The organism is Klebsiella sp. HMSC25G12, assembly GCF_001807705.1.
Lineage (GTDB): Bacteria > Pseudomonadota > Gammaproteobacteria > Enterobacterales > Enterobacteriaceae > Klebsiella > Klebsiella variicola.
The window spans coordinates 23,688-46,253 of record NZ_KV789927.1; the positions used below are offsets into that span (position 1 = coordinate 23,688).

The window sequence follows — 22,566 nt, forward strand, 5'->3', positions numbered from 1 at the left end:
CCGCCGCCCCCTGTACCCCCGGGCTCCGGCCAACACCGGCAGTTGCAGTAGCCATGGGGACAAGGTAGAGATCTTAAGCTCGCAATGGCACGGACCGTAGGTCGGGTAAGGCGTTAGCCGCCACCCGACAAAAAAACGACACCGCGAGTAGCAAGCACGGGTAAGGCGCAGCCGCTACCCGGGGAGACCTGCGCCAACTTCCCTCTCTTTTCGCTATGCAGAATCCCCCACGATTGACAAGTGGACCGCATCACAGCGGTGAACTTTATTAATTCCTGAAAGGACAGAACCTGCGCCAATTCACCTTTTATTATTTCCGTTCCGTGTTTTATTGCTTCACGAAACGGCCAATTGTTTAATTCATGTAACGAAGAAATAATCCGATTGTTAATAGCTTTTGCTACGAACCTTGACCCTACAGCGTGATAACAACGACAGGCTAAAGCCACCGACGGGCAATCATGCCCAGGAGATCACCCATGTTGAGCAACGTAAAGAAAAAAGATGTGCCGCTGATTGCCATCAGCCTGGCGGCCATTGTTTTCATCGCCGCTACATTAAGTCTCTTCCCGCAGCAAACCGCGCAGGCGGCTGATTCGATTTTTAACGGCGTGACCCGCCTGCTGGGTTCCACGGTACAGGTACTGGTGCTGCTGGCGCTGGGACTGGTGCTCTATCTGGCGACCAGCAAATACGGCAATATCCGTCTCGGCGAAGGCAAAGTCGAATACAGTACCCTCTCATGGCTGTTTATGTTTATCTGCGCCGGGCTCGGCTCCTCCACGCTGTACTGGGGCGTTGCCGAATGGGCTTATTACTACCAGACCCCGGGCCTGAACATTGCTCCGCAATCGCCGAAAGCGCTGGAATACAGCATCCCTTATTCTTTCTTCCACTGGGGGGTTAGCGCCTGGGCGACCTACACTCTCGCTTCGCTGATCATGGCCTATCACTTCCACGTGCGGAAAAATAAAGGCCTCAGCCTCTCCGGGATCATTTCAGCGATCACCGGAGTGAGTCCGCAGGGCTTCTGGGGCCGTCTGGTCGATCTGATGTTCCTGATCGCTACCGTCGGCGCGTTAACCATTTCGCTGGTGGTCACTGCCGCCACCTTCACCCGCGGCCTGTCAGCGCTGACCGGACTGCCGGATAACTTCACCGTGCAGGCGTTTGTGATCCTGCTCTCCGGCGGTATTTTCTGCATGAGTTCGTGGATTGGCATCAACAACGGCCTGCAGCGCCTGAGCAAAATGGTCGGCTGGGGGGCGTTTCTGCTGCCGTTGGTGGTATTACTGGTTGGTCCGACCGAATTCATCACCAATAACATCATTAACGCCGTCGGCCTGACGACTCAGAACTTCCTGCAGATGAGCCTGTTTACCGATCCCCTCGGCGACGGCGCCTTTACCCGCAACTGGACCGTCTTCTACTGGCTGTGGTGGATCTCCTATACCCCGGGCGTGGCGATGTTCGTCACCCGCGTCTCCCGCGGGCGCAAAATCAAAGAGGTGATATGGGGACTGCTCCTTGGTAGCACCGCCGGCTGCTGGTTCTTCTTTGGGGTGATGGAAAGCTACGCCATGCACCAGTTCGTTAACGGCGTGATTAACGTACCGCAGGTGATGCAGACTCTTGGCGGCGAAACCGCCGTCCAGCAGGTCCTGATGTCGCTGCCGGCAGGTAAGCTGTTCCTCGCCGCCTATCTGTTCGTGATGATTGTTTTCCTCGCCTCGCACATGGATGCGGTGGCCTACACCATGGCGGCGACCAGCACCCGCAACCTGCGCGAAGGCGACGATCCGGATCGCGGCATGCGCCTGTTCTGGTGCGTGGTGATCACCCTCATCCCGCTATCGATTCTGTTTACCGGCGCTTCGCTTGAGACCATGAAAACCACCGTGGTGCTGACCGCCCTACCGTTCCTGGCCATTTTACTGATTAAAACCGGCGGCTTCGTGCGCTGGCTAAAACAGGACTACGCCCACGTGCCGGTCAATCAGATAGAAACCCATACGCCCGAGCCAATGATTAAAGCCGAGACGCTACCGGTTGGCACGGTACTCAAAGGCGACGGCCAGTCGCTGTAAAACCTCTTACTGACAATAATCACAAGGTGACCTTACATGAGCAATTTGAGCCCTGACTTTACTCTGCCGATTAACTTTTGCGCCAATCCGCAGGATGCCTGGACCATTCCGGCCCGTTTTTATACCGACAGCCAGGCGTTTGAGCACGAGAAAGAGCGCATCTTCGCCAATAGCTGGATTTGCGTCGCCCACGGCAGCGAGGTCGCCCGGCCGAACGACTACATCACCCGGGAGATCATTGGCGAAAATATCGTTATCGTCCGCGGCCGCGACAACATTCTGCGCGCTTTCTATAACGTCTGCCCGCACCGCGGCCACCAGCTGCTGAGCGGTGAAGGTAAAGCCAAAAACGTGATTACCTGCCCCTATCACGCCTGGGCCTTCAAGCTTGACGGCAATCTCGCCCACGCCCGCAACTGCGAAAACGTGGCGAATTTCGATAGCGAAAAGGCAACGCTGGTGCCGGTTCGCCTGGAAGAGTATGCCGGCTTTGTGTTTATCAATATGAACCCGCAAGCGGAGAGCGTGGAAACGCAGCTGCCGGGCCTGCAGGACAAAGTGCTGGAAGCCTGCCCGGACGTACATGATCTGAAACTGGCGGCGCGCTTTACCACTCTCACCCCGGCGAACTGGAAAAATATCGTCGATAACTATCTGGAATGTTACCACTGCGGCCCGGCGCACCCGGGCTTCTCGGATTCCGTACAGGTTGACCGTTACTGGCACACCATGCACGGCAAATGGACGCTGCAGTATGGCTTCGCCAAGCCGTCCGAGCAGTCGTTTAAATTCGAAGAAGGTACCGACGCCGCGTTCCACGGTTTCTGGCTGTGGCCGTGCACCATGTTCAACGTGACGCCGATCAAGGGCATGATGACCGTGATCTATGAATTCCCGGTGGATGAAGAGACCACTCTGCAGAATTACGACATCTATTTCACCAACGAAGAGCTGACTGACGATCAGAAAGCGCTGATTGAGTGGTATCGCGACGTGTTCCGCCCGGAAGATTTACGCCTGGTGGAAAGCGTGCAGAAGGGGCTGAAGTCCCGCGGCTATCGCGGCCAGGGGCGCATTATGGCGGATAACAGCGGCAGCGGGATCTCCGAGCACGGGATCGCCCATTTCCACAATCTGGTGGCCCAGGTGTTCCAGCCGTAATCATTGAAGGAGTTAGCCATGTCCGTGTTTCACTCAGATCTGTTTCGCCAGCAGGCGCTGATTGCCGGAAGCTGGCGCGACGCCGCCGACGGCACGACGCTTGCCGTCAGCAACCCTTCCACCGGCGCGACGCTCGGCCAGATCCCTAATATGGGTCGGTCGGAAGCGCAGCAGGCCGTGGATGCCGCAGCGGCCGCGCTGCCGGCCTGGCGCGCATTAACCGCCGCTCAGCGCGCCACGCAATTGAAAAACTGGCACCGCCTGATCCTCGAAAACAAAACCGCGCTGGCGCAGATCATGACCGCCGAGCAGGGCAAGCCGCTGGCGGAAGCGGAAGGCGAAATCGCCTATGCCGCCTCGTTTATCGAGTGGTTTGCCGAACAAGGGAAACGCGCCAACGGCGAGATAATCCCCTCCCCCGGCGCCGATAAACGCCTGATGGTGATCCGCCAGGGAGTGGGGGTCTGCGCGGCGATCACCCCGTGGAACTTCCCGGCGGCGATGATCACCCGTAAGGCCGGCCCGGCGCTGGCCGCGGGTTGTACGATGGTGATAAAGCCCGCCAACGAAACGCCGTTTACCGCGCTGGCGATGGCGGAACTGGCGAATCAGGCCGGGATCCCGCAGGGCGTGATTAACGTTGTCACCGGCCAGTCGCGTGAGATTGGCGCGGTGTTCACCGGCGATGAACGGGTGCGTAAGCTCTCCTTTACCGGCTCGACCGAAGTTGGCCGCGTGCTGATGCGCCAGTGCGCGGAATCCATCAAAAAGCTCTCTTTAGAGCTCGGCGGTAACGCGCCGTTTATCGTCTTTCACGATGCCGATATCGATAAAGCGGTCGAGGGAGCGCTGATCGCCAAGTTCCGCAACGCCGGGCAAACCTGCGTCTGCGTCAATCGCTTCTATATTCATCGCGCCGTCTACGACCAATTCTGCGATAAATTCGTCGCCCGCGTCGCCGCCCTGAAAGTTGGCGATGGCAGCGAGTCCGATGTACAGATTGGCCCGCTGATCAACGCCGACGCCGGGCGCAAAGTCCAGTCCCTGCTCGACGACGCCCTGACCCGCGGCGCAACGCTGTTAACCGGCGGTAAAGCGCACCCACTGGGCGGTAATTTCTTCACCCCTACGGTTATCGGCGACGTACAGCCGGGGTCACTGCTGCTGCAGGAAGAGATTTTCGGCCCGGTGGCCGCACTGGTGAAATTTGACGATGAGCAGCAGGTCATCGAGCAGGCGAATAACACCATCTACGGTCTCGCCTCCTATTTTTACAGCAACGATGCCGCCCGTATCTGGCGCGTCTCCGAGCAGCTGGAATACGGGATGGTCGGCATCAATACCGGGCTGATTTCCAACGAAGTCGCGCCATTTGGCGGAGTGAAGCAGTCCGGCCTTGGCCGCGAAGGGTCGGAACACGGAATCGAAGATTACCTGGAGATGAAGTATCTCTGCCAGGGGTTGTAAATGTCCTCTCCCGGCGGCGGCGCTGGCCACGCCGGGATTTTTGATGGAGTTCAGCGATGTCTGATTATCAAATGTTTGAGGCGATCGTTCGCGATGTTGAACAGATCACCGCCCAGGTGAAGCGTTTTACGCTAGTGTCGCCGACCGGCGCCCCGCTGCCGGGATTCAGCGGCGGCAGCCATATTATCGTCCAGATGCAGGATGGCGAGCAGCGCTACAGTAACGCCTATTCGCTGATGAGCTCGCCGCTGGATACCACCAGCTGGCAGATTGCGGTGCGTCTTGAGTCGCCTTCCAAAGGCGGCTCGCGCTTTATGCACCAGCAGGTGCGCCCGGGCGATACCCTGACGGTGTCCACGCCCAACAACCTGTTCGCCATCGAACCACAGGCGCGAAAACATCTGCTGATCGCCGGCGGTATCGGCATTACGCCATTCTTGTCGCATATTCCGGAACTGGAACAACAGCAGGCCGACTGGCAGCTGCACTACTGTTTCCACGACGCCGACAATAATGCTTTCGTCGATGCGCTCAGCGCCGCGCCGTGGCGAGATCGGGTCAATGTTCATGTATCAGCGCTCGGCAGCCGTCTCGACCTGCCGCGCCTGTTCGCCGACCTCGAGCCCGGAACCCACGTGTATACCTGCGGCCCGGCGGCGCTTAACGAGGCGGTGAAAGCCGCCGCCGAACGCCATCAGGTGCCCGCCAGTCAGCTGCACTTTGAGCAGTTTATCGTTGAGGATAAAGGCGGAGAGGCGTTTACCCTGGTGCTGGCGCGTTCCGGACGCGAATTTACCGTACCGCAGGACATGACCATTTTGCAGGTTATTGAGAATAACAAAGCGGCGAAGGTGGAATGCCTGTGCCGCGAAGGGGTGTGCGGCACCTGCGAAACGATGATTCTGGAAGGGGAAGCGGACCACCGCGATCAGTATTACAGCGAGGAAGAGAAAGCCAGCCAGCAGAGTATGCTGATCTGCTGCTCGCGCGCCAAAGGCGGCCGGTTAGTGCTGGATTTATAGCTCGCTCTCCGGCCAGCGCCGCTGGCCGGTGTGCAGATCACAGTTCCAGCTCGCGGCGCAGCAGGTCGGCAATATCCTCGCTGCTCTCCGCGGATACCAGAGATTGACGGAACTCCGCGTGCATAATGCGCCGCGCCAGCCGCGAGAAGATTCGCATATGCTGATCGCCCGCCGAGTGCTTGTTCAGCGTCAGCATAATCACAAACTGCGCCTCTTCATCGCCCCATATCACCGGCTGCGCCAGCCGCGCGACGCTGATGGTCGACTGCTCGATATGCTCGGATTTACTGTGCGGAATGGCGAAGCTAAAGCCCAGACCGGTGGAGAACACCGCCTCGCGGGCCCACAGGTCAGCCTCCAGCTTTCGCGGATAGCGGCAGCGTCCGGCCAGCAGCAGGTTATCCGTCATCCCTTTCAGCACCTCCTCCTTGCTGCGCCAGTCGCTATTGAGCGTAATGCACTCGGCGCTCACCAGCGGCACATCCTGCTGACGCATGCGGAACTGGGCCAGCAGATGCTCCACTTCCAGTGAGGTACGGCACTGCATGGCCTGATTCAGCAGCTGGCGGCAGGCGCGGCTGTCCAGCTGGGCCAGGCGCGATTTGGTCGCCGGGATCGCCGGCGCGCTCATGCTCAATTCATCTAAACCGAGGCCTACCAGCAGCGGAAGCACCGATCCTTTGGCCCCCAGTTCGCCGCACAGACCAATCCATTTCCCCTGCCGATGCACCGCCTGTACCGCATAGTCCAGCGCGCGCAGGAAGGCGGGATTCAGGCTGTTATAATGGCGCGTCACTTTCGCATTATCACGATCGACCGCCAGCAGATACTGCGTTAAGTCGTTGCTGCCGATGCTAAAGAAATCCACCTCTTCACAACACTGATCGATGATAAACATCACCGACGGCACTTCCAGCATGATGCCGAGCGGGATCTTTTCATCAAACGGGATCTGCTCGGCGCGCAGCGACTGTTTGGCCTCCGCCAGTCGCTCTTTCACCCACAGGATCTCTTCCATTGATGAAATCATGGGGATCATAATCTTCAGCGAGCCGTGCGCCGAGGCGCGTAAAATCGCCCGTAGCTGAGTGTGAAACAGCGCCTGATACTCTTCATAGATGCGCACCGCGCGGTAGCCGAGGAACGGATTGTTTTCCGCAGGGATGTTGAGATAGGCCACCGGCTTATCACCGCCGATATCCATAGTCCGCACGATAATGCTGCGCCCGGCAGCGGGTTCCAGCGCCTGGCAGAAGATGTTGTAGAGCTCATCTTCCGACGGCGCGCTCGGGCGATCCATATACAGCATTTCAGTGCGGAACAACCCTACCGACTGCGCGCCCTGGTTGAATGCCGCCACCGCTTCCACCGAATGGGCGATATTGGCGGCGATCTCCACGCGGATACCGTCTTGCGTCTGCCCGGCTTTATCCAGCCATACCTGCTGCTGTTGCCGGATTTGCGCCTGTAGCCAGGCCTCCTGCTGATAGTAGCGCGCTACCGCCGGACTCGGATCCACCACCAGCAGCCCGGCGTTGCCGTCAATCTGCACCTGCGTATCCACCCACGGCAGCAGCGCGGCTAAATCCACGCCTACCAGAGTAGGGATATTGAATGAGCGTGCCAGAATCACGGTATGCGAGGTGGTGCCGCCGCTGCGCAGCAGCAGCCCTTTGAGATGCGTTTTATCCAGTTCCAGAAACTGGCTGGGGGTCAGCTCGTCGGCAAGACAAATGGCCGCTTCCCGCAACTGGCCCGGCGCCGGGAAACGGGCTTCGCCGTAGATATGCTGTAACAGCTGGAAGCAAACGTCGCGTACATCCAGTACCCGCTCCTGCAGATAGCTGTTGCCGGAGTCGCGGAACTGGGCGCAGAAGTGGTCGCCGGTGGCGACAATCGCCTGGGCGCAGCTCAACCCGGTGAGAATACCGCCAAGCAGGTGCTGGCGCAGCGAGGCATCCGTCGCCAGCGAACGGTGAGCTTCCAGGATCGCGCTGGCGGTGCCGTCATTGTCCAGCAGCCGCAGCTCGATATCTTTCACCAGCAGGCGCAGGCCATTATCCAGCGCCGCCTGCTCCTGTTCGGGACTGGCGGCGACGGGCAGTTCGCCCAGCTCGTGCAGATCGCGTGATTTGAGATGAACCAGCGTCCCTCCCGCGCTGCCGGCGCACACCGGGTGGGCATGAAACAGCGTCGGGTTCAGCCGCGAAAGCGACTCTGGCACCGGCTGGACATCCAGCGTTGGCGCAGCGGGCAGCGGCGCGTCACAGTGGGGAAATTCATCGCGCATAAAAGCCGTTAACGCGGCGAATGCCTCAGTTTCATCTTCGCCGCTGATAAGCAGCTGGCAGGCGTCGCCCTTCAGGGTATTGCTGCCGATAATCGCCAGCGCGCTCTTGGCATTTCCGCCGGTCTCGCGGCGCAAGTTCCGCCACTCAATCGCCGATGAAAAACGGTTACACAGCGTTTCGACCAGACTGGCCGGACGCGCATGCACGCCGTTGGGCAAATCACATGTAAATTCAATGACCAGAGCCATCGCCTTCCTCCAGAGCAATCCATTATTTCCTCAAAAAGTAATAAAAGACGGCCCCAGGGACTAGGTGATAAAACTGGCAATTACTGGACTATTGTACACACAATATTTTTTTATGCCCGCCATCACAATTCCACCCTGTTAGCGCTCATCTCTCCTGTCATCACTAAGATTTGAGGTGGATCGCAATTCTTTTCTCACCTTACAAATATCCAGTAAATGCACTTTTTCTCTACTGTTTAATACCCCGCCCTTTTTCTAATGTTGAGGCATCAATACTGTCACGGGCCCTACAGCGCTCAGGAGCAAGCAATGAACGAACTGGTGCAAATACTAAAAAATACCCGCCAGCATCTGATGACCGGCGTGTCACATATGATCCCCTTCGTGGTCTCCGGCGGGATCCTGCTGGCGGTCTCCGTCATGTTGTATGGCAAAGGCGCGGTACCCGATGCCGCCACCGACCCTAATCTTAAGAAACTTTTTGATATCGGCGTCGCCGGGCTGACGCTGATGGTGCCCTTTCTCGCCGCCTACATCGGCTACTCCATTTCTGACCGCGCCGCGCTGGCCCCCTGCGCCATCGGCGCCTGGGTGGGCAACAGCTTTGGCGCCGGTTTCTTCGGCGCGCTGATCGCCGGCATGATTGGCGGCCTGGTGGTCTATTACCTGAAAAAAATCCCCGTACATAAAGTTCTGCGCTCGGTGATGCCGATTTTCATCATTCCCATCGTCGGCACCTTCATCACCGCCGGGATCATGATGTGGGGGCTTGGCGAGCCGGTTGGCGCGCTGACCGCTAACCTGACCGGCTGGCTGCAGGGGATGCGCGAGGGCAGCATCGTGGTGCTGGCCATCATTATGGGTCTGATGCTGGCCTTTGATATGGGCGGCCCGGTGAACAAAGTAGCCTACGCCTTCATGCTGATTTGCGTTTCGCAGGGCGTCTACAGCGTGGTGGCTATCGCTGCCGTCGGTATCGCCGTACCGCCGCTGGGCATGGGGCTGGCGACGCTGATTGGCCGCAAATATTTCACCGCCGAAGAGCGGGAAACCGGCAAAGCCGCGCTGGTGATGGGCTGTGTCGGCGTGACCGAAGGGGCGATTCCCTTTGCCGCCGCGGATCCGCTGCGCGTCATTCCGGCCAATATGATTGGCGCCGCCAGCGGCTGCGTCACCGCCGCGCTGATGGGCGCCCAGTGTTACGCCGGCTGGGGCGGGCTCATCGTGCTGCCGGTGGTCCAGGGCAAGCTCGGGTTTGTTGCCGCGCTGCTGGTCGGCGCCTGCGTCAGCGCTGCCTGCGTCATCCTGCTGAAAGCCTTCGCCAAAAAGAAACCCACTGACGTCGCCGCTGACGATGAACTAGACCTTGATTTCGAAATTAACTAACAGACTGGAAGGAACAGATTATGACCCACATTATCGCTGTCACCGCCTGCCCGTCGGGCGTGGCTCACACCTACATGGCCGCTGAATCGCTGGAAAGCGCCGCCAAAGCCAAAGGCTGGCAGGTCAAGGTTGAAACGCAGGGTTCCATTGGCATTGAAAACGAACTGACGGCGGAGGAGATTGCCGCCGCCGATATGGTCATTCTAACCAAAGATATCGGCATCAAATTCGAAGAGCGTTTTGCCGGGAAAACTATCGTGCGCGTCAATATCAGCGATGCGGTCAAGCGCGCCGACGCCATCATGAACAAGATAGACAGCCACCTTTCCCAGAGCGCCTGAAGCCTTAAAAGGGCGCCTTCGCGCCCTTCGCCACAACATGGAGTTTATCATGACGAATCGTACCCAACGCCTGAAAGCCAGCCTGTTCGCCCAGCCGCGCGAAATCTCCCTTGAGCGCGCATTACTCTACACTGCCAGCCATCGGCAGACGGAGGGCGAGCCGGTGATTATCCGCCGGGCGAAAGCCACCGCGTGGATCCTCGATAAGGTGATGATTTCGATTCGTGAGGATGAACTGATCGCCGGCAACCGCACCGTCAAACCGCGGGCAGGGATTATGTCGCCCGAGATGGACCCCTACTGGCTGCTCAACGAGCTCGACGCCTTTCCGACCCGACCACAGGACCGCTTCGCGATAAGCGAAGAAGATAAGCAAATCTACCGCGAAGCGCTGTACCCCTACTGGGAAAAGCGTTCAATGAAAGATTTCATCAACGGCCAGATGACTGAAGAGGTCAAGGCCGCCGTCAACACCCAGATATTCAGCGTGAACCAGACCGATAAAGGCCAGGGCCATATCATCATCGACTATCCACGGCTGCTGAATCATGGCCTTGGCGCCCTGGTCGCCGAACTCAAAACGCACTGCGCCCGGCAACCGGAGAACCCCTTTTATCAGGCGGTACTGATCCTGCTGGAAGCTTCCCAGCGCCATATTCTGCGCTACGCCGCGCTGGCAGAGGAGATGGCTGGGCACTGTCAGGACCCGCAGCGTCAGCAGGAGCTGTTAACCATCGCCGCTATTTCGCGCCACAACGCGCAGCACCGGCCAACGGATTTCCCCCAGGCCTGCCAGCTGTTCTGGTATATGAATATCATTCTGCAGTACGAATCCAATGCCAGCTCGATTTCGCTGGGGCGTTTTGACCAGTATATGCTGCCGTTTTATCAGGCATCGCTGAATCAGGGTCAGGATCCCGCGTATCTCAAGGAGTTGCTGGAGTCGCTGTGGGTGAAATGCAACGATATCGTCCTGCTACGCTCCTCCAGCAGCGCGCGCTATTTCGCGGGTTTTCCCACCGGCTATACCGCCCTGCTCGGCGGGCTGACGGACACCGGGCGCAGCGCGGTCAACGTGCTGTCATTTTTATGCCTCGACGCCTATCAAAACGTTCAGCTGCCGCAGCCGAATCTGGGCGTGCGGGTCAACGAGCTGATTGATCGCCCGTTCCTGCGTAAAACCGCTGAGACCATTCGCCTGGGTACCGGGATCCCGCAGATTTTCAACGATGAGGTGGTCGTGCCGGCCTTCCTTAACCGCGGCGTGTCGCTGGAAGATGCCCGCGATTACGCGGTGGTCGGCTGCGTGGAGCTCTCTATTCCAGGGCGCACCTACGGCCTGCATGATATCGCCATGTTTAATCTGCTGAAGGTGATGGAAATTGTGCTGCAGGAAAATGAACATCAGCCTGACGTCAGCTGGGACGGCCTTATCTGCCAGATCCGCGACAAAATTCGCCATTACATCAAGCTGATGGTCGAGGGCAGCAACATTTGCGATATCGGCCACCGCGACTGGGCGCCGGTCCCGCTGCTCTCCTCGTTCATTGAAGATTGCGTGCAGCACGGCAAAGATATCACCGCCGGCGGCGCGCGCTATAACTTCTCCGGCGTCCAGGGTATCGGGATCGCTAACCTGAGCGATTCGCTGTACGCCCTGAAGGGTATGGTCTTCGACCAGCAGCGTCTCAGCTTTGACCAACTGATGGCCGTGCTGAAAGCCAATTTCCAGACGCCGGAAGGGGAAAAAATCCGCGCCCGGCTGATTAACCGTTTTGACAAATACGGCAACGATATCGACGATGTCGACAATATTAGCGCCGATCTGCTGCGTTTTTACTGCAAAGAAGTCGAGCAGTATCTGAACCCGCGCGGCGGCCATTTTACCCCCGGCTCCTACACCGTCTCCGCGCACGTGCCGCTGGGTTCGGTGGTGGGCGCCACCCCGGACGGGCGACTGGCCGGCGAACAGCTGGCGGACGGCGGCCTGTCGCCGATGGTCGGTCAGGATTCCCAGGGGCCGACGGCAGTGCTGAAATCGGTCAGCAAGCTGGATAACTATCTGCTGTCGAACGGTACGCTGCTGAACGTCAAATTCACTCCGGCAACGCTGGCCGGCGACGGCGGCCTGAACAAACTGGCCGATTTTTTACAGGCCTTCTGCAAGCTCAAGCTGCAGCATATTCAGTTCAACGTGGTCAATGCCGACACCCTGCGTGAAGCGCAGCAGCGGCCGCAGGACTTTGCCGGTCTGGTGGTACGGGTCGCGGGCTACAGCGCCTTCTTTGTTGAGCTGTCGAAGGAGATTCAGGATGACATTATCCGCCGCACCGCGCATCAGCTGTGAGGTCATCGACACGCGCGCCGATCGGGCGCGTATTTTTAACCTCCAGCGCTACTCGCTCAACGATGGCCAGGGGATCCGCACGGTGGTCTTTTTTAAAGGCTGCCCTCATACCTGCCCGTGGTGCGCCAATCCCGAATCAATTTCACCCAGGATTCAGACCCTGCGCCGGGAGAGTAAATGCCTGCGCTGCACCCGCTGCCAGCAGGACGTCGCCGAATGTCCGTCCGGAGCGTGGGAACAGATTGGCCGCGATGTGACGCTGGATAACCTGTTGCAGGAGGTGCTAAAGGATGAGGTCTTCTTTCGCGCCTCCGGCGGCGGCGTCACCCTCTCCGGGGGCGAAGTGCTCATGCAGGCCGGGTTTGCCGCCCGCTTTCTCCAGCGCCTGCGCCAGTGGGGGATCCGCACCGCCATCGAAACCGCGGGCGACGGCGCTTTTGACCGCTTCCTGCCGGTGGCCGAAGCCTGCAATGAAGTGCTGTTTGATTTTAAAATCATGGAACCTGAGCGGGCGCGGTCGCTGCTGCGAATGAATCAGCCACGGGTGCTGGACAATTTTCGCCAGCTGGCGGCGAGAAAAATCAACCTGATCCCGCGGGTGCCGCTGATCCCGGGCTACACACTGAATACCGATAATTTTCGCCAAATTCTGGCGTTCCTCGCCCCTTTCGCGCTAAAAGAAATGCACCTGTTGCCGTTTCATCAATATGGCGAGCCCAAATACCGTCTGCTGGGCAAACCCTGGACGCTGGCCAGCGTGAAAGCGCCTGACGAAGCGGAAATTCAACCATATCGGGTGATGGCCGAAGCGGCCGGTTTCCACGTCACTATCGGCGGTTAACGCCAGGAGGATGTTATGGACTTCAATATTGTCGCCGTCACCGCCTGCGTCAGCGGGGTGGCGCATACCTACATGGCCGCCGAACGACTGGAAAAGGTCGGTCATCATGAAAAATGGCACCTGAAGGTGGAAACCCAGGGGGCGCTCGGCGTAGAAAATCGGATCACCGCGGAAGATATCGCCCGCGCCGAAGTGGTGCTGCTGGTGACGGATATCGAAATCGACGACCCCCAGCGCTTTCGCGGCCTGCGGACGATTAAAACCAGCATCAAGAGCTTCCTGCTGCAGCCGCAGCAGATCGTCGAGGCCGTGAAAAGCATCATGAAAAAGCCGGTCGTCTATGTAGAACTTCCCTGACCGGCGACAGGCCTTATTCTACATCCAGCAGCCATTTTTGCGCCGGCGTCAGGCGGCTTGCCGTCTCCGGCGTGAGCCAGCGCCGCTGGTCCTGCTGCGGCGTATCCGCACGATCGATATATAACCCATGCAGTACGCGTCGTCTGCTGCCTTCACGATTACGGGTGCCGCCGTGCCAGGCGTGGGCGTTGTAGATCATCACGCTGCCAGCCGGCGCGGCAAACACAATCTCATCGGGATGGGCCTGTTCCGGGTCGGCCAGCACCTCCTCTGGTAACTCGGGGCGGAGGTGGGTACCAGGAATGATCCGCGGCGCGCCGTTGGCGGCGCTCAAATCGTCTATCGCCCAGATGGTATTCACCAGGTGGACTTTGGGAAAATCCGGGCGCGGCTTTTTCCAGTCGGCGTGCAGCGGCTGGTGGCCGCCGTTATACAGCGCCTCGCGGGCGTTCAGGCTGGAGACTTTAAAATCCCCGTTGAAGATATAGCGACAAGCGGAGAGGATCAGCGGGTGTGACCAGACTTTCTCCCAGATAACCCCCTTATTAATCAGGTTAGCGATCCGCGTCGCCGTCGCCTCCTGATGGTGCTCCATCGCCAGATTATCGCCTTCGCGTTCAACCAGGGTGTCAATGAGCAGGCGCATTTCGCTCAGCCACTGGGCGTCAACGACGTTATGCACGACGGTGTAGCCGAGGGTGTCGAGCTCGTGTTTCATTTGCGCGCTGAGCGTCTGGCTGGCGCCTAACGCATCGAGAAAGTTAGCCGATGATGAGTTCATTTTACGTTCCTTTTTAACGTTCCGATAACACAAACAAACTCTACTGGTCCCTCCGCGGCATGACACGAGGCGAGCGCTACAAAAAACTGGACATACGTACGCGAGCCCACAAAGTGTGATGGACATCAATAATCTCTTTTCCGGCGATGCATGCGCTACAGCTGGCCGGCAATCCGCTGCGCAAAATGGCTAAACTAACGCTGCCGGGAAGGAAAAAATAGATTACCATCAACAGGATAATGCGCATACTGAGGGCAAAGAATGATTGAAGATCTGCCGGATATACTGCATCGGTTAATCGGTCAAAAAGATCACCTACAGGTGAGATTTCCTGAGCCGGATATCTCCGTGCCTGCCCTCGCCTTCAACGTGCCGTTTCCGCGTCTGGAAATTGTGCTGGAGGGCCAACTGAATGAACAGGGACTGCCGCTGGCCGCCTCGACGTTAACCACGCTGCAGGTACTGTACGTGCAGGCGGGGAAGTGGACGCTGCCGCAGTGGACCGGTCCGGCCACTACCCTGAGCATTCTGTTTGGTCGGCAGAAACTGGGATTCAGTATTCAGCGCTGGGACGGAAAAAGCCTGCACACGGAAAAACAGAGCGTTTCCCGGCTTGGGCCGCGCGTGGGTTCCTACCTGTTGCTGAGCCTGAATGAAGTCAGCCTGCAGCCCGATCCGCTGACCGCGCGACTGGTGATCGCCGCGCTGCTGAGTCATTGTCGTGAACAGCTGGTCGGGCTGGAGATGCGCGTCAGCCGCAGCCGGGATCTGTTTCTCGCCGTCCAGGACTACCTCGAGGAAAATCTCAGTCTACCGCTGACGCGGGAATCGGTAGCCAAACGTTTTCACATCACGCCCAACTATCTATCGCATATTTTTCAGAAATCAGGCTCGGTGGGATTTAATGAATATCTGACCCGTGTCCGTCTGGAAAAGGCGAAGCAGCTATTGCGCGGCTATGACCTGAAGGTGAAAGAGATTGCGCACAATTGCGGCTTTGTCGACAGCAACTATTTTTGCCGGGTTTTTAAACGCTACACAGAACGCTCGCCATCGGAGTATCGGCGACACTGCCGTAGCGCGCAGCAGGCCTAACCTGCCGCACCGGCAGATGGCGCCCACTCCACGCGGCCGCGGCCGTTATGCTTGGCCTTGTACAGCGCCTCGTCGACTTTACGGATAAACGTCTCCTGCGCTTCGCCTGGCCGCCAGGTTCCGACGCCAATGCTGATCGACAGCGGCGTCTGATGATTGATCAGGATGGTGCGAGCGTTAGCAAGGATCGACTGCGCCAGAGCGTGCAGCTCGGGCTCCGACAGGCCATCGACGATAATGGCGAACTCTTCCCCACCGATCCGCGCCGGCTGGACCTGCTCGCTGGTTAGTTTCGCCAGCTGTTTCCCCAGCGAAAATAACACTTCATCCCCCACCAGGTGGCCCCAGCTATCGTTGATTTTCTTAAAAAAATCGATATCCAGAATCATGAGTCCCAGCGCATGCCCGGACTTCTCGCGAATGGTATCAATGAAAAAACGCCGGTTGGGTAACTGGGTCAGTTCATCCTTCAGGGATTGCGAGCGCGCATCGACGTACAGCAAATTGATTCGCTCAATAATTTTGTAGACCCCCACCACGGTCAGCAGCATCCCGGAGAGGCGCAGCAGATCTTCGCAGTAGTAGCCCATCCAGCGCGGCTGAACCACGATCTCATCCATCACGTCAAAGGTGCCGCCGGCAATCCACAACAGCAGCCCATAGCGTACCCAGTTGACGGCAATGTGGCTCATCCGCACCTTCGCCGAGCTCCACAGCATAAACACCAGAAACAACAACGCCAGCAGATCGATATAGAGGCCGGGGTTAGTCAGGATCTCGTGTCGTGTACCGACCGGAGGCGACACCAGGGCGCAGCCGACAGCAACAGCGACGATAACCAGCAGCGCAGGCAGGAGCGTCACCCGGGCCACAGCGGCCGGGCCGGGGCGATTCGCAGGAGTATGGAGTTCAGGCATAGCGGTGTCTCATGGTAACAACAGGGCCGATCGCGAGACAGGATAACAGTTAAGCGTAGCGGGACGAATGAAAAAGCGACGGTTCGGTAAAATGGCGGGAACTGGACTGACCCCGCGGAATTGTTCCAACGTACTACCACTCCATGGCGACGAGGTCAGTGGCGCGGATACTAGCGGCTTCATCCGCCATCTAATTAGCTTTCCGTGCGGCGCCGTCGATAGCCGGCGCCGCCTGCTCAGGGATTAGCCGCTAAACACTCGCGCCTTGCCGCTGACCGTCAGTCTCACCATCGCGCCGGGCTGCCACGCCGGCTGGCTCACGGTTCGCAGGACAATCGGCCGCTCGTGCCCAGCCATCGACAGCGTCAACGTGGAAAGCTGGCCTGAGAAATCGACATCGCGGATAATGGCGGTACTTTCCTGCGGCCCGCTCACACTGACGCTCAGCTGTTCCGGACGCAGCATCACCCTACCTTCGCCAGCAGGATGCAGTGCGTCCGTCGCCAGGTCCCCCAGCGCGCAGCTTGCCCGGCCGGGGCTAAGGCGTGCGGGGAGGATCAGGGCATCGCCAAGAAATAACGCCGTCTCTTCATCCACCGGCTGCGAGTAAACCGTCAGCGGGGTTCCAACCTGGGCGAAGCGCCCCTGACGCATTACCGCCACCTGCGTAGCGAACGACAGCGCCTCGTTCTGGTCATGAGTCACCAGAATCGAGGCGATCCCCGTCTCGGCCAGCAGGTCCGCCGTCGCTTTGCGTGTGCTGGCGCGCAGCCCGGTATCCAGTGCAGAAAACGGCTCATCCAGCAGCATCAGCGCCGGCTGCTGAGCCAGCGCGCGGGCCAGGGCAACACGCTGCTGCTGGCCACCGGAAATTTCGTGTGGCCAGTGACTCGCCAGACCAGGGTCGAGGGCGACCATCTCCATTAGCGCCCCCACGCGGCGACGCTTCTCCTCACGGCTGGCGTCGAGCCCCCAGGCGATATTGTCCGCAACATTAAGATGAGGAAACAGCGCCCCTTCCTGCGGAACATAGCCGATCCGTCGCTGGTGGGCGGGGACAAACACACCGTCGGCAAACAGAGACTTACCGTGCATGACGATCCGCCCGCGATCGGGCGTTTCAAAACCGGCGAGAATGCGCAGCAACGTGGTCTTCCCCGAGCCGGACGGACCAACAATGGCCGTCCGGCTCCCCGGCGCTACGGTCAGATTGAGATTATCGAGGACCAGCGCATCAGCGAAGGATTTCGAAATAGAAGACAATTCCAGCATGTTACAACCCTGCCATTTTTTTCGACTGCATATAAAGAACCGCGGTCAGCGGCAGCGAAATGACGATCATCAACAGCGCGTACGGTGCCGCCGCTACGTAGTCGATCTCACTGGTTAACGCCCAGAAACCGGTCGACAAGGTGCGGGTGCCTAACGGCGAAAGCAGTAGCGTGGCGGTGAGCTCATTGCTGACGCCAAGGAACACCAGCGCGGCACCTGCGGCCGCGCCCGGCGCGGCAAGCCGCATAGTGATACTCCACAGGGCGCGGGCCGGACTGCGTCCGAGACTACGGGCAACGTTTTCCAGCTCCACCGGCGCCTGCGCGATACCGGCGCGCAGGTTAATCAGCGCACGCGGCATAAACATCAACAGATAGGCCAGAAACAGCGTCACTTCGGTCTGGTACACCGGACGGGCGTAGTGGATGGTGACCGTCACCAGCGCCAGCGCGGTGACGATGCCGGGCAGCGAGCTGGTGATGTAATTACACCCCTCCAGCAGGCGGAACAGCGGGCGCGGATAGCGCACGCCGAGCCACGCAATGGGGATCGCGCAAACCGTTGTCAGCAGCGCCCCGCCCGCCCCCAGGAGCAGGGTCTGGCGCAGAGAATGCCAGAGATCGGCATGCAGCCAGTTGTCGATGCCGCCCAGCCATAGCCAGCGGCACAGGACCAGTAAGGGAACCCCCATCGCCAGCATCACCAGCAGCAGAAGCAGTAGCTGCGCGCCAAAAGCGGCCCCTTTACCCAGCACAAGCCGCTTCTGCTCGCGGGCCGCCCCGGCGCCGATACGCGCGTAACGCGCTTTACCGCGTGAGGCGCTCTCAAGCAGCAGGATCGCCAGGCAGCACAAGGCCAGCACGCCTGCCAGCATATTGGCGGCCGGACCGCTGAAGGTCGACTGGAACTGATCGTAAATAGCGGTCGTGAAGGTATCGAAGCGGATCATCACATACAGGCCATATTCCGCCAGCAGATGCAGGGCCACCAGCAGCGCACCGCCGCAGATTGCCAGACGCAGCTGCGGGAGCACCACCCGGAAGAACACTTTCCACGGCGGCGTGCCCAGCGACGCGGCGACATCTTCAAGGGTGGGATCGAGGCGGCGCAGCACGGCCGCCACCGGCATATAAATAAACGGATAGTAGGCGAGCACCGAGAGAAACACCCCGGCGGAGAGGCCATGCAGCGAAGGCACGGCACTGACCCAGGCGTAGCTCTGGACAAAGGCCGGGATCGCCAGCGGGGCTACCGCCAGCGCCGACCACAGCTGCCGACCGGCAAGGGCAGTACGTTCCGTCAGCCAGGCCAGCGTCACGCCGAGCACAATGCTGATGGGGACCGCCAGCACCGTCAGCCACAGGGTATTGCTGAGCAGCTCCCCTACCCGCGGACGAAAGACCAGCGCTTTAATGGTCGGCCAGCCGGTGTCGAACCCAACCGCCACCACAAACCCTAACGGCAACAGCGCCAGCAATGAAAACAGCAGCGCTAACGCCACCATCGGAAATGCAGGACGCCTGCGCTCGGGCAGGCGTCCTGTTTTCTTTCCGAGCGACAAACTCAGAACAGACATAGCAACATCACTTCCTCAGGATCAGAGCAGGCCAGCCTGCGTCATCAGCTCAATGACCTTTTTACTGTTCAGCGAGGAAAGATCTACCTTCGGTGCATCCAGATCTTTCAGCGGGGTCAGTTTCGGGTTAGAGGCCGCATCTCCCCCCACGGCATACTCGAAGGCGTTATTGGTGCGCAGTGCATCCTGCCCCTGCTTGCCGGTGATCCATTTAATAAAGGCCTGCGCCTGCGCCTTATGTTTGCTGGAAGCCAGCACACCGCCTCCGGAAATGCTGACGAAGGCGCCCGGATCCTGGTGTTTGAAGTAATACAGTTGGGTGTTTTTGCTGTTCTCGCCGGTTTTGGACTGATCGACGAAGCGATAGTAGTGGTAGATCACCCCGCCGTCGATCTGTCCGGCGTTGACCGCTTTCATCACCGTGCTGTTGCCTTTATAGGCGACAAAGTTGGTTTTCATCGCCTTCAGCCAGTCGAGAGTCGCCTGCTCACCCTTCAGCGCCAGCATCGCGCTGACGATAGCCTGGAAATCAGCCCCCGATGGCGAAGCCGCCCAGCGCCCTTTCCACTCCGGTTTTGCCAGATCCATCAGGGAATGCGGCAGCTGCGCCTCGCTGATTTTCGCCGGGTTGTAGACAAAAACGGTGCTGCGCGCGGCAATGCCGATCCAGCGCCCATGCTGCGGACGGTACTGCGCCGGAACCTGCTGCAGGGTGGCGGCATCCAGCGGGGCGAAAAGTTTGGCATTATCGACCAGCACCATCGACGGCGAGTTCTCGGTCAGAAACACATCGGCCGGCGACGCGGAGCCTTCCTGAACCAGCTGATTACCCAGTTCACTGTCATCGCCATTGCGCAGCGTGACCTTAATACCGGTCTCTTTGGTGAATCCATCCACCCACGACTTCACCAGATTTTCGTGCTGGGCGTTGTAAACCACAATCCCGTTCTGAGCGTCAGCCGCCATCCCCTGCGGCGCCAGAAACAGAGAAGCGGCAACCAGCGCTGCCGTACGGAGGGGCGATAAGCGAAATTTCATGAACGCATCCTTAATGAAATAGGGCAATAAACGGTAAATAGCCTGAGCGGAGAGGATTAAATCACAGCAAAAAAAGAATGATAATGAAAACAATTATCATAAACTTAAAAAAGCAAAAAATAGCGCCGGTCGGTTATTAGGGATTAGAAAATGCTTAAAACCATCCACTCCCGAAATTTAGATTAAGAAAACATTAAGCTGCGATTTTTTTATTACCTTCGTGACAGAACAGCCGCCTCTGCACGTTATCTGAGGTCTTTGCTGGCGGGTATTGTGATACTGATCATGTTTTTAATATGCGCCGTCATCACGAAAGATATCCCCCTTCTACGATCATTAAAAAGCCTTTACCGTCAGAGGGATGATTAACTTTATGCACACTCACCCTGGCACGCACGATAAATGAAAGAGATAAAGCGGCGAAACGCATGGATTGCCTTTTCCCTGGCGCTGGTGGTGTTTCTTGCTGGCGTGTTCGTCATTAACTGGCAACTGTGGCATTCGGACCAGGCGACTCATGTCGCGGCCGCCCGTCAGGCGGCGAAAAAGATCGCAGCCATTCTGGATGAGGCCCATGCGGCGACGGCCACGGCGCTGAACGTTAGCCGCAGCGGTTGCTCTGGTCAGGGTCAATTTCAGCTCGGAACGGAGGCCGCCCTGCAGCCTCATCTGCGCACTATTCTGCTGATAAAAGATGGCCAGGTGTGGTGCTCATCACTCCCCGGCAACCGAGTCCTGACGCTCCATCCGGAATCCTTGCCTGATGAGAAGCTGCAGCTGCTGCCCGCCAGGATGATGGTTAACAAGCGGCCGGTGCTGATCTATCATACGCGTTCAGCGCAGGTGAGAGTCATTGTCAGTATCAGCGACATCCATTTGCGCGATGCCTTGTATAGCGATGAGGATAACGCCGGACTGGCGCTCTCGGTCAACCATCAGATGATCGCCAGATATGGCGATGTGGGGCCGCTGAAAGCCAGCCCGCATCAGGATATATTTAGCTCACCGGACTACCCGTTTCGCATTATCTATCCCGAGTCGCCTTTTTTTAGCCCCAGTCGCTTATTTCAAAATGGCTTCGGTCTGCTGATTTTCATTTTCTCTGTCTCGCTATTATTTTATTTCCTGCTGCGCAAATACCTGAATGTCTATACCTCTGAAGAAGAAAACCTGCGCTACGCCATCGCCCAGGGGTATATCGTTCCCTTCTACCAGCCCGTCGTGAATGGGAAAACGGGAGATATACGGTGTGGAAATTCTCGCCCGCTGGAAAAATGCTACCACGCAGCGGCGTTCGCCCGCGGAATTTATTCCACTGGCCGAACGTACCGGCTTAATTATCCCGCTGACCCGCAGCCTGATGGCGCAGGTCGCCGCCCAGATGAATCCCATCTTCAGTAAGCTGCCGGATGGGTTTCATATTGGCCTGAATATCAGCGTGTCACACATTAACGCCCCGTCGTTTATCGATGACTGCCTGCACTATCAGCGCGGCTTTGAGGGGAAAGCGGTGAAGCTGATGCTGGAGATCACGGAGCAGGAGCCGCTGTTGCTCAACGACGCGGTCGTGGACAAGCTCAATACGTTACACTCCCGCGGGTTTTCCATCGCGCTGGACGACTTTGGCACCGGCTATTCCGGGCTTTCCTGTCTCCACGAGCTGATTTTCGACTATATCAAAATCGATCAGAGTTTTGTCGGCCGGGTAACCGGGGAGGCGCCGTCAAGCAAGCTGCTGGACTGCGTGATAGAGATGGCCCGGACGCTGTCACTGCGCATCATTGCCGAGGGTGTCGAAACCCAGGTCCAGCTGGAGTATCTCAATCGCCAGAATATTCATCTGCTGCAGGGCTACTATTTCTGGAAGCCGATGCCCTACGTCGCGCTGGTGATGCTCCTGCTGAGCAAACCGAAGGCGCGGATTGTCGAAGAATGAGCGGGCGCTCCATAACCCGCGGGCCTGCACCAACGTCATCACTGAGTGAACGTGTTCAGCGCATCCTGTCGAGTCTCCTTAATGGAAAAGATGCGATCCATGCGGGTGAGCTTAAACAGGTTTTTAATCGTGTCATTGAGTGAACACAGCGCCAACTCGCCCTGACCGTTGACGCTTTTCAGAATGGATACCAGCGCGCCAAGACAACTACTGTCGATGAAATCGACGTGGCTCAGATCCAGCAGCACGTTTTTGGTATCCGGGTCGATAGCCTCCAGAACCTGCTGCTTAAACGCCTGCACGACGGAAGCATCCAGTCGGCGCACAAGAGGTACAATAATTTTTACGCCCTGCTCGGTATGTAATTCAACGTTCATGCTCATCCTCAATAGTGACTGATATC

18 protein-coding genes and 1 pseudogene are annotated in these 22,566 nt (G+C 58.4%); 12 read left to right on the forward strand and 7 right to left on the reverse strand.

Annotated elements, in window-relative coordinates; all coding sequences use genetic code 11:
• The first annotated feature begins 479 nt into the window (after positions 1-479).
• The 4 genes from HMPREF3096_RS26850 to HMPREF3096_RS26865 are packed head-to-tail and all read left to right on the forward strand — an operon-like array spanning position 480 to position 5,737.
• On the forward strand, positions 480-2,087 hold the full coding sequence (locus HMPREF3096_RS26850) for a BCCT family transporter (RefSeq protein WP_004201469.1): 1,608 nt from the start codon (positions 480-482) through the stop codon (positions 2,085-2,087).
• A 36-nt stretch (positions 2,088-2,123) separates the two neighbouring features.
• The gene (yeaW, locus tag HMPREF3096_RS26855; RefSeq protein WP_008805921.1) at positions 2,124-3,248 is read left to right on the forward strand and encodes a carnitine monooxygenase, oxygenase subunit YeaW; all 1,125 of its coding nucleotides are present in this window, start codon (positions 2,124-2,126) and stop codon (positions 3,246-3,248) included.
• A gap of 18 nt (positions 3,249-3,266) precedes the next feature.
• Positions 3,267-4,715, forward strand: coding sequence for an NAD-dependent succinate-semialdehyde dehydrogenase (locus HMPREF3096_RS26860; RefSeq protein ID WP_032729907.1), 1,449 nt, complete (start codon positions 3,267-3,269; stop codon positions 4,713-4,715).
• A 56-nt stretch (positions 4,716-4,771) separates the two neighbouring features.
• Positions 4,772-5,737: a PDR/VanB family oxidoreductase gene (locus HMPREF3096_RS26865; RefSeq protein ID WP_032729906.1), complete on the forward strand. Its 966-nt coding sequence runs from the start codon at positions 4,772-4,774 to the stop codon at positions 5,735-5,737.
• Positions 5,738-5,774: 37 nt separating this feature from the next.
• Here the strand turns inward: HMPREF3096_RS26865 and ptsP are convergent, their stop codons facing one another.
• A complete protein-coding gene (ptsP, locus tag HMPREF3096_RS26870) occupies positions 5,775-8,276 on the reverse strand; it encodes a phosphoenolpyruvate--protein phosphotransferase (RefSeq protein ID WP_032729904.1) in 2,502 nt (833 codons plus the stop codon).
• Between the two features lie 309 nt (positions 8,277-8,585).
• On the opposite strand from ptsP, the gene HMPREF3096_RS26875 reads away from it, so the two are divergent.
• Genes HMPREF3096_RS26875 through HMPREF3096_RS26895 form a run of 5 tightly spaced genes read left to right on the forward strand, consistent with a single transcriptional unit; the run spans position 8,586 to position 13,548 of the window.
• Positions 8,586-9,662, forward strand: coding sequence for a PTS fructose transporter subunit EIIC (locus HMPREF3096_RS26875; protein ID WP_008805917.1), 1,077 nt, complete (start codon positions 8,586-8,588; stop codon positions 9,660-9,662).
• Positions 9,663-9,682: 20 nt separating this feature from the next.
• Positions 9,683-10,003 (forward strand): PTS fructose-like transporter subunit IIB, encoded by a 321-nt coding sequence (locus tag HMPREF3096_RS26880; RefSeq protein WP_004179264.1) that lies wholly within the window; start codon positions 9,683-9,685, stop codon positions 10,001-10,003.
• Positions 10,004-10,052: 49 nt separating this feature from the next.
• The gene (locus tag HMPREF3096_RS26885) at positions 10,053-12,350 is read left to right on the forward strand and encodes a formate C-acetyltransferase (RefSeq protein WP_012968600.1); all 2,298 of its coding nucleotides are present in this window, start codon (positions 10,053-10,055) and stop codon (positions 12,348-12,350) included.
• Positions 12,316-13,191, forward strand: coding sequence for a [formate-C-acetyltransferase]-activating enzyme (locus HMPREF3096_RS26890; protein WP_008805914.1), 876 nt, complete (start codon positions 12,316-12,318; stop codon positions 13,189-13,191). The genes HMPREF3096_RS26885 and HMPREF3096_RS26890 overlap by 35 nt, the downstream gene beginning before the upstream one ends.
• Before the next feature lie 15 nt (positions 13,192-13,206).
• Positions 13,207-13,548 (forward strand): PTS fructose-like transporter subunit IIB, encoded by a 342-nt coding sequence (locus tag HMPREF3096_RS26895; RefSeq protein ID WP_008805913.1) that lies wholly within the window; start codon positions 13,207-13,209, stop codon positions 13,546-13,548.
• Between the two features lie 13 nt (positions 13,549-13,561).
• On the opposite strand, the gene HMPREF3096_RS26900 is transcribed toward HMPREF3096_RS26895, so the two are convergent.
• Positions 13,562-14,329: a phytanoyl-CoA dioxygenase family protein gene (locus HMPREF3096_RS26900; RefSeq protein ID WP_004183607.1), complete on the reverse strand. Its 768-nt coding sequence runs from the start codon at positions 14,327-14,329 to the stop codon at positions 13,562-13,564.
• A 261-nt stretch (positions 14,330-14,590) separates the two neighbouring features.
• On the opposite strand from HMPREF3096_RS26900, the gene HMPREF3096_RS26905 reads away from it, so the two are divergent.
• Positions 14,591-15,424 (forward strand): helix-turn-helix transcriptional regulator, encoded by an 834-nt coding sequence (locus tag HMPREF3096_RS26905; protein WP_008805911.1) that lies wholly within the window; start codon positions 14,591-14,593, stop codon positions 15,422-15,424.
• Here the strand turns inward: HMPREF3096_RS26905 and HMPREF3096_RS26910 are convergent.
• From HMPREF3096_RS26910 to HMPREF3096_RS26925, 4 genes are all read right to left on the reverse strand, one after another.
• Positions 15,421-16,341, reverse strand: coding sequence for a GGDEF domain-containing protein (locus HMPREF3096_RS26910; protein ID WP_008805910.1), 921 nt, complete (start codon positions 16,339-16,341; stop codon positions 15,421-15,423). The genes HMPREF3096_RS26905 and HMPREF3096_RS26910 overlap by 4 nt on opposite strands.
• A 243-nt stretch (positions 16,342-16,584) precedes the next feature.
• Complete coding sequence (locus HMPREF3096_RS26915) at positions 16,585-17,613, reverse strand: ABC transporter ATP-binding protein (RefSeq protein WP_023297343.1); 1,029 nt, start codon at positions 17,611-17,613, stop codon at positions 16,585-16,587.
• A gap of 1 nt (position 17,614) precedes the next feature.
• The gene (locus HMPREF3096_RS26920; RefSeq protein WP_008805909.1) at positions 17,615-19,189 is read right to left on the reverse strand and encodes an ABC transporter permease; all 1,575 of its coding nucleotides are present in this window, start codon (positions 19,187-19,189) and stop codon (positions 17,615-17,617) included.
• Positions 19,190-19,210: 21 nt separating this feature from the next.
• Positions 19,211-20,227 (reverse strand): iron ABC transporter substrate-binding protein, encoded by a 1,017-nt coding sequence (locus HMPREF3096_RS26925; RefSeq protein WP_070544668.1) that lies wholly within the window; start codon positions 20,225-20,227, stop codon positions 19,211-19,213.
• A gap of 402 nt (positions 20,228-20,629) precedes the next feature.
• On the opposite strand from HMPREF3096_RS26925, the pseudogene HMPREF3096_RS31670 reads away from it, so the two are divergent.
• Positions 20,630-21,235: pseudogene (locus tag HMPREF3096_RS31670) on the forward strand (CSS-motif domain-containing protein); the annotation flags it as partial.
• Positions 21,236-21,452: 217 nt separating this feature from the next.
• Positions 21,453-22,163 carry an EAL domain-containing protein gene (locus HMPREF3096_RS31675; protein ID WP_228704812.1) on the forward strand — a complete coding sequence of 237 codons (711 nt, stop codon included), beginning with the start codon at positions 21,453-21,455 and terminating at the stop codon, positions 22,161-22,163.
• A gap of 38 nt (positions 22,164-22,201) precedes the next feature.
• On the opposite strand, the gene HMPREF3096_RS26935 is transcribed toward HMPREF3096_RS31675, so the two are convergent.
• Complete coding sequence (locus tag HMPREF3096_RS26935; protein WP_023297340.1) at positions 22,202-22,540, reverse strand: STAS domain-containing protein; 339 nt, start codon at positions 22,538-22,540, stop codon at positions 22,202-22,204.
• Positions 22,541-22,566: the final 26 nt, after the last annotated feature.